The organism is Steroidobacter sp. (assembly GCF_016790065.1).
Classification (GTDB): Bacteria; Pseudomonadota; Gammaproteobacteria; order Steroidobacterales; family Steroidobacteraceae; genus Steroidobacter.
In genome coordinates, this window is sequence record NZ_JAEUPY010000160.1 from 1 (window position 1) to 7,304 (window position 7,304).

Below are 7,304 nucleotides of genomic sequence, written 5' to 3' on the forward strand. Positions count from 1 at the left end.
CGTCAAGCGTTGACCAATGGTCAGCGACTGCGAAGCCGGAACTGCTTGCGACATCGTCTTGGCCGGCGCGACCACGACTTCGCCCTCGACCATGAACACCGACGTCTGCTTGGCATCGGCACGGACCACGAATGCCGTGCCCACTGCGGTGATCGTCTTATCGCCCACCGTCACGATGAACGGCCAGGGACGCTCCTGCTTGGTCACCTCGAACAACGCTTCGCCGGATTTGAGTTCGACGCGACGTGCATGCTCATCGTAGTTAACGGCGACTCGGGTCGTGGTGTTGAGCGTCATCCGCGAACCATCTTCCAACGTGACGGTGCGCTGCTCGCCAACGCTGGTCTTCACTTCGTCGGTATAGACCTGGTGGGCCACCAGTGCGCCAACGACCAGCACCACAGTGGCGGCCACCGCCAACGTCGCACGCACGAAGCCTTCACGAAATCCCGCCCGCTGCCAGCGATTCACCCGTGGGAACGGCCGGCGTTCGAGCATGCCGCTCAACTCCCAACCCGTAGAGACCGTTTCGAAGGCCGCAGCATGGCTCGGACGCTCCGCCATCCAACGGCGGAAGCCCCGCTCCACTTGTAGTGTGCGGTTGGGAGCATGCAATCGCGCGATCCACACCGCCGCCTCGTCGATCTCGGCGGGCGTCGGGGCTGGCTTCATCTCGCTGGCATCCGTACTCATGGCTGTAGCAACCTCCGGCCAATGGCGGACATTGCCTTGGCGATGTGCTTCTCGACCGCGCTCACGCTGATGTCGAAATGTTCGGCGATCTGCGCGTAACTCAATCCGTCGATTCGATGTAGAAAGAAGGCTTCGCAGGTGCGCGGGTTGATGGCATTCAAGGTCTGGCGCAACTCATTCAGCCGTTGCTCGGTATCCAACACCTCCTCGGGATGCGGCGCTGTATCTAGGATGACCAGATCTTCGACAGGCTGGGCGACGTACAGATCGCGATGCGCGCTTTCATGCCGGTCGCGCGCCAGGTTCAAAACCGAGCGGACCAGGAAGGCTTCCGGCTCGCGCACTTCACCGCCGCCGTCGCAGTAAGCTTTGACGCGGAGGAACGCTTCCTGAATCAGATCCTCGCTGTCCTCGCGACTATGGCCGCGTCGTATCAACACCAGGTGTAGTCGACGCAGATGGGCGGTGAACCAATGCATGCAGGCAAGATGCCACGGGAATTCAAGGTCTGCCATCGGCGAAGCGCCTAAAAAAAATATTTCGCTTCGAGGTGGGTGGCCGGTGAGGTTTCCGCCCGGCTCGGCCGTCTGACCTAAATCAGTCGACCCAAATCCCTGGCCTGATGACAATTATTCTTATTTGGGCCGCCCCGCTCGCCTCATCTTGAAGCGAACAGGTGTGCCAGCTGGGCGCCGTACTCGTAGGTCCATTCTTTGAGATGCCGCAGTTTGGGCGACTGGACCGGGCTCACCGGCAGCGGCATCTCGTCCTCCCGGAGTTTGCCGGCGACATGCTGGGCAAGCAGCCGGCCGAAGACGGTCCCCGGACCGATGCCGCGACCGTTGTACCCACTGATCCCGAGCACGTTCGGCGCAAATCGATGAAATCGCGGAATGCTGTCGGCCGTCATGCCGATGGTGCCGTACCAGGCGTGCTCGAATTCCACCGCCGCGAGCTGAGGAAACAATGTTCGCAAGGCTCGGCGTGAGAACGCCTTGTGAACTGCGGCTCCGCCACTGCGTAACGCGCCGACGCTGCCGAAGATCAGACGACCTGCGTCGTCTAGCCTGAATGACGTCAACACGGATTGCGTGTCCCATGCGCCGCGCCGACTCGGCAAGATGCTCTCTCGCAGCGCCGGTGAGAGAGGTTTAGTCGCGAGATTAAAGTACGGCAGCGCGACTTGTTCTTGACGAACTTCAGCCCACGGCCCTTTTGTATAAGCGTCCGTTGCGACGACCACCCAATCTGCAAGCACACTGCCCCGTGAAGTTGATAACTTCCAGCGCGCCCGTTCTTGCTCGACTTTCTGTACTGGAGTTTGTGAGTAGATGTGGGCGCCCTGCCTCATCGCGGCGGTGGCCAGACCCCGCGCATAGGCCAGTGGCTGGATCGTCCCGGCACGTCGGTCTAGCAAGGAGGCAGCGAAGGCGGTGCTACCCACTTCGGCGACGGTCTGCTCGCGTGTCAGTAGTTCGACCGGTGCGCCTAATTCGCGCCACTGAGCAAAGCGCTGCTCAAGCTCACTAACACCCTTGCGGCCTACCGCACAGTGCAACGTTCCCTTGGGATTGGCTTCGCACGCGATGGCGTTGCACTCAATGAGTTCGAACACTACCTGCGGAGCGCGCCCCAGCTCGGCGATCAAGCGTTCGCCGTAGGATTTTCCGAGAGCTTTGAGGACGTCATTGGGTTGCAGCCACAGACCTGCATTGACGAGACCAACGTTCCGCCCGGCCCCGCCGAAACCGACGTCCGCCGCGTCGAGCACCACCACCGAGAGCCCGTGTTCTCGAGCATGCAACGCGGCTGACAGGCCGGTGTAGCCGGCGCCGATGACAGCGACATCAGCCGAGCTGTCACCGCTCAGAGGCTCGGTTTGTAACACCGGCGCGGTGGCGGCCCATAAGCCGTGAGTGGAAGCTTCGATGCCCTGCTGATGCTGACTCCGCATCCTGCATCAATAGCACGATCACCGATCGCCGAGAAAGCGCTCCAGGAACTCGACCGTGGCTGCGTTCGTCCTCAGGACGTTCTCGTACCGGTGCATGCTGTGCGTCTCGTCGACCAGGATTAGCGTCTCCGCGTGCACGTCGGTCTCTCGAAGCCGCCGCCACAGATCAACGGTCTGGACCACACTGACATTGCGATCATCGTCGCCGGTGATCAGCAGCACTGGCGACGTCCAGTTGCTGAGTGCAGAGACTGGTGATGACGACCAGTTGGTTTCCAATGCTTCTCGGGCATCCGGAGGCGCTTCATAACGAGTACGCGAGAGTAGATCCTTTGCGCCGTAGTGGAGGATCCAGTCGTGCACGCCATGAATGTCGACGCCGGCTTTGAATAGAGCCGAGTCGTGAGCCAGGCTCATGGCGGTGAGATAGCCACCATAGGAGCCGCCGTAGACACCTATCCGATTCGCATCGACGTTCGGCAACGACTGCAGGTATTGGCCGGCGGCCTTCACATCTTGATATTCAGAAGCGCCGCGCTGGCCGCTGCGAGCTGGGAAGTGATAGTCGAACCCGTAGCCCGGGCCGAGACGATAATTCAGCGACAGCACCACGAAACCTCGATGCGCGAGGTATTGATTGAAGGCGTAGTCGTTGGAGTAGCCGCCCATCATGTGCCAGCCCAACAGCATCTGCCGCTGCGGGCCGCCGTGTAGATAGACGACAGCAGGTCGTTTGCCGTTAGCACGCTTCGGCTCGAACAGCTGACCGTGCACGATCACACCGTCGGCGGCTTTGAAGGTCACTTTCTTTGGCGTGACCAAGACGTCGAACGGGTACGTTGCCGGCACGAACGTAGGCGCGAGCACCTTCTGCCTGTCAGCTGGCGACGTCGCAGGCACCGATTCGGGCGCGACAAGCTTCTGCTTGCCCTTCGCGAGCAACGTCGCCGGTACCGGCGGACGTTGCGAGGTGGCGCTGATGAACATCACGCGATCGTCGCTCGTCACCACCGGCGACCATTCCAAGCCCTTACCGGCGGTGAGCTGCGATACCTCCGAGCGATCGACCGGCGTCTGGAACAGATGCCGCCGATCAATATCATCATTTTCAGTACCGGTGTTGGCAGAGAACAGCACACGCTTACCGTCAGGGCTGAGCGTCGCCTCCTCCACCATGTACTCACCCGGTGTCAGCAACCGCGGCGTGCCGCCGTTCGCAGGCAAGGAATACAGATGCTGCCAACCATCGGCGTAGCTATTGAAAACGATGCGGTTGCCGGCCGCCCACTCTAAAAAGAAATTGAACGTGCTCTCACGACGAGAAGCACCGCTGCTCCAAAGGGGTTTGGCAGTGCCACTGCGCGCATCGGCAACCCAAATCGACCACGGACGCGCAGCGAACTGCAACGCTGGCGACGGCGGGCCGCCATCGCCCAGGCGGCGAATGAACACAATCTGCTTCCCATCCGGCGACCACACCGGACTGCCATCGCGATACACACTCGGCGCCATCCATAGAATCGGCGTACGCTCGTCGGAGTAAACACCAACATACGACGTAGCATCGCGCGAAGACACGAAAGCGAGCCGAGAACCATCCGGCGACCAACGCAGCGAACTCGTACCACCGCGCGCGGTGAACAACTTCTTCGGCTCAGCGCTGGCGTCAATCGGCACAACCCAGGCAGCGCCGTTCTTTAAGTAAGCAACGCGCAACCCATCCGGGCTAACCGCAGGATAGTCCCCGTCAGCAAGCCGCACCGGAGCGCCGCCGGCAAACAGCACCGACCAAATCTCAACCTTGGTCCCCGCCGGGTGAGACAACACATTCACCGGCGATTCTTCACCCCAACTGCCGCTGTGATCTCCGCCTCGCACATAGACGGCTCGCGAGCCGTCAGCCGTCAACTGCAGGCTGCTGATCTCTTGACCATCATCCGCGTCATAAACCGTGAGCTGCCGAGCTGCGAAGTCAGGTCCGCTCGCAACCCAAACATTGCGCCGGCCGCGCTCATCCACAGTCCAAGCCACACGAGAAACGCTCTTCGCTGCGATCAGATTGGTCGGGAAGGCATAGCCACGCAGCTGCTCGAACGTGACGTCCGCGCCCCAAACCGGCGAAAGCAGGCAGCAGCAGATCAACGCGAGCACGCATGCTCGCGCACGTTGAAGAATCGTCATATTGAAGCCCGGTGAGTCGGCTATCAGGAACGCGGCGTCGGCCGATAAGCCGATAGCACCGAGCTGCTCAGCTTGGTCACTTCGACATCACCATTGCATAGCGTGATCATCGACGTGCGTTGCGCAGGAATGCGCACGTAATCCGCCTTGAACCCGATGAACGTGCCGGGATGCCCGATGGCCTTCATGCCGCCGATCTCCCGACGCAGCAGACCGAACGCGTACTCTCCGGGGTTACCGTTGGTCAGCGGCTCAGTGCTCTCCAACTGAGAGATCAGCGCAGCACCGCGCGTGCCCAATTTGTTTTGATAGAAGTTCTGATCCCAGCGCACCAAGTCACGCACCGTGGTTAGCACGCCGCCGTCGCCCACCAAGTCGTAGCTGGTGCGGAACTCGCTGAACGCAGTCTCGTCCGCTTTGTTCTTGAAGTAAGCCGTGGCGCGATTCGGCACGACGCGCGATCGATCGTCATGGAAATGAGTGTTCTTCATGCCCAACGGGCCAAAGATCTTTTCCTGCGCATACTGGCTCAGCGGCTTCCCGCTGGCCCGCTTCACGATTACCGACAACAGGAAATAGCCCGAGTTGCTGTAGTAGTACGCCGAGCCCGGCGTGAAATCCAACGCATCCTGACGGGCAATCGACGCGATGGCCTCCGCTTCCGGAATCGAATCGGCATAACTGCGACCGGACTTGGTCCACAGCTCCAGATAGTCCCGCAGGCCGCTGGTGTGATGAACCAGGTGACGCACCAGAATCGGCTTCTGATACGCCGGGATCTCGGGCACATACTTACGAAGGTCGTCGTCCAACGAGATTTTCTTTTCTTCGGCCAGCAACGCAATCGCCGCCGCCGTGAACTGCTTGGACACCGAGGCGATGTAGAACACCGTGTCCGGCGTGATGGCAATGCCGTAGTCCAGATTCGCCATGCCATAGCCACGCTCATGAACGACTTTGCCATCGTTCACCACTGCAACCGCGCAGCCCGGCCCGTCCGCCCGATTCCAAGGCGCGAACAAAGCATCCACGCTCGCTGAAATGTCAGCAGTAGCTACATCCGCGCTTGCCGGCGCAACGACGCTGCTCAAGCAGGCCGCCGCCACCAGAGCCGACACGAGCGATTTCAAACAGGGCTTCATAATAGTCGAGGTGATCGTCATTGGCGCTGCAGCTCCACCCAATGAGGCAGGTTATAAATCCAAGAGACACTCGGCGCTGGCAGCGAATTCGCCATCGCTTCACCATTCAACACCGAGCCGCGAAGCCGTAGCGAGAAACTCACATCGTGCGGATAGCGCTGAGTGTCGCCGGTGTCGATGCGGCTGGCAGCCGCGCCACTGAGTAACCCGTCCTCGAAACTCACATTGTTCAACAACGTCTTCAATTGCGAACCGACCTGCACATGGATCTCACCCGTGGCCAGCACATTCAACTCCACCGGCAGATCGCGCTCGTAGGTGTGAATCTTGCCGACCCACCGCCCGATCAGTTCAGACGTGGGTTGCAACCGAGCCGCGGGCGCCGGCGCCACCGGCTGTTTTGCTGCCGTCCACTGCGGAACCACTGCCTTGAACAGCGCATCGCTGATCTTTCTTCTACCGAAACCCATGGCGCCATTGGCCAGCACCACCACACAAATATCCCGCGACGGTGACATGGACAAATCCGCGTTCGCGCCGGCCATCGAGCCGTCATGACCGAACACGATCTCGTTGCCCTGCTGTCGCGCGCGCCAGCCAACACTCCGTGAGCCGTTCCGGAATGCCGGGCCCGGGTCGTGCAGCATCTGATCGATGGAAGCATCGCTGAGAATGCGTTGCTGATCCGGCAAGCGGTCCTTCAGAAAGAACATGCCGAGTCGCGCCAGATCGTGTGCGCTCGAGTAAGCGGCCATCGAGCCGGCTTCGGTGGCAACATACGGCGGCAGCGGCTGGCCGCCGCCGTCATAACGAATCGCCTGATACTCCTCGAGGCCGGGCCCGACATCGATCGACGAACGCGTCATGCCGAGCGGCACGAAGATCGACTGCTTCAGATACTGCTCGTAGCTGCGTCCGGAAGCTCGCTCGACGATGTACCCCAGCACGCCGTAGCCGAGATTGGAATAGTCATAGCGTTCGCCCGGAGCAAACATCACGCCGCCATAGCGCAACACCGCCTCGTCCATGGCAGGGCGCAACCGGATGTCGTCCCCATAGAAGAACTGTCCGCCGCCCGGAACTCCCGAAGTGTGATTGACCAGGCTACGCACGGTAACTTGCCGCTCGTCGCCCACCCACACCTTGAGCTTGGCGTTGCCGAGCAGATCATTGGCAGGCTGATCCAGGGACTGCACCTTCCCTGCTTCGATCAGCGTCATCAACCCCGTCACCGTGATCGGCTTGGTCAACGATGCCAACGAATACATGGTGTGCGGCGTGGCCGCGACGCGACGTTCCTTATCGGCCCAGCCGAACCCTGCTTCGAACACGAT

General features: G+C 60.9%; 6 protein-coding genes. All 6 read right to left on the reverse strand.

Annotation, left to right across the window (positions count from 1 at the left end):
• The coding region (locus JNL55_RS06715; RefSeq protein ID WP_293851062.1) for a FecR family protein at nt 1–693 on the reverse strand (693 nt) is incomplete at its 3' end.
• On the reverse strand, nt 690–1,208 hold the full coding sequence (locus JNL55_RS06720) for an RNA polymerase sigma factor (protein ID WP_293851065.1): 519 nt from the start codon (nt 1,206–1,208) through the stop codon (nt 690–692). The genes JNL55_RS06715 and JNL55_RS06720, both read right to left, overlap by 4 nt.
• A 143-nt stretch (nt 1,209–1,351) precedes the next feature.
• Complete coding sequence (locus JNL55_RS06725; RefSeq protein ID WP_293851068.1) at nt 1,352–2,647, reverse strand: NAD(P)/FAD-dependent oxidoreductase; 1,296 nt, start codon at nt 2,645–2,647, stop codon at nt 1,352–1,354.
• Nucleotides 2,648–2,665: 18 nt separating this feature from the next.
• Complete coding sequence (locus tag JNL55_RS06730) at nt 2,666–4,828, reverse strand: S9 family peptidase (protein WP_293851070.1); 2,163 nt, start codon at nt 4,826–4,828, stop codon at nt 2,666–2,668.
• 23 nt (nt 4,829–4,851) lie between these two features.
• The gene (locus JNL55_RS06735) at nt 4,852–5,958 is read right to left on the reverse strand and encodes a serine hydrolase domain-containing protein (protein ID WP_293851072.1); all 1,107 of its coding nucleotides are present in this window, start codon (nt 5,956–5,958) and stop codon (nt 4,852–4,854) included.
• Nucleotides 5,959–5,987: 29 nt separating this feature from the next.
• On the reverse strand, nt 5,988–7,304 hold a 1,317-nt coding region (locus JNL55_RS06740), incomplete at its 5' end, for a serine hydrolase domain-containing protein (RefSeq protein WP_293851075.1).

Excerpts from the sequence above, each read along its gene's own strand:
- JNL55_RS06720 (WP_293851065.1), bottom strand. The coding sequence starts at position 1,208 with ATGGCAGACCTTGAATTCCCGTGGCATCTTGCCTGCATGCATTGGTTC.
- JNL55_RS06725 (WP_293851068.1), bottom strand. The coding sequence starts at position 2,647 with ATGCGGAGTCAGCATCAGCAGGGCATCGAAGCTTCCACTCACGGCTTA.
- JNL55_RS06730 (WP_293851070.1), bottom strand. The coding sequence starts at position 4,828 with ATGACGATTCTTCAACGTGCGCGAGCATGCGTGCTCGCGTTGATCTGC.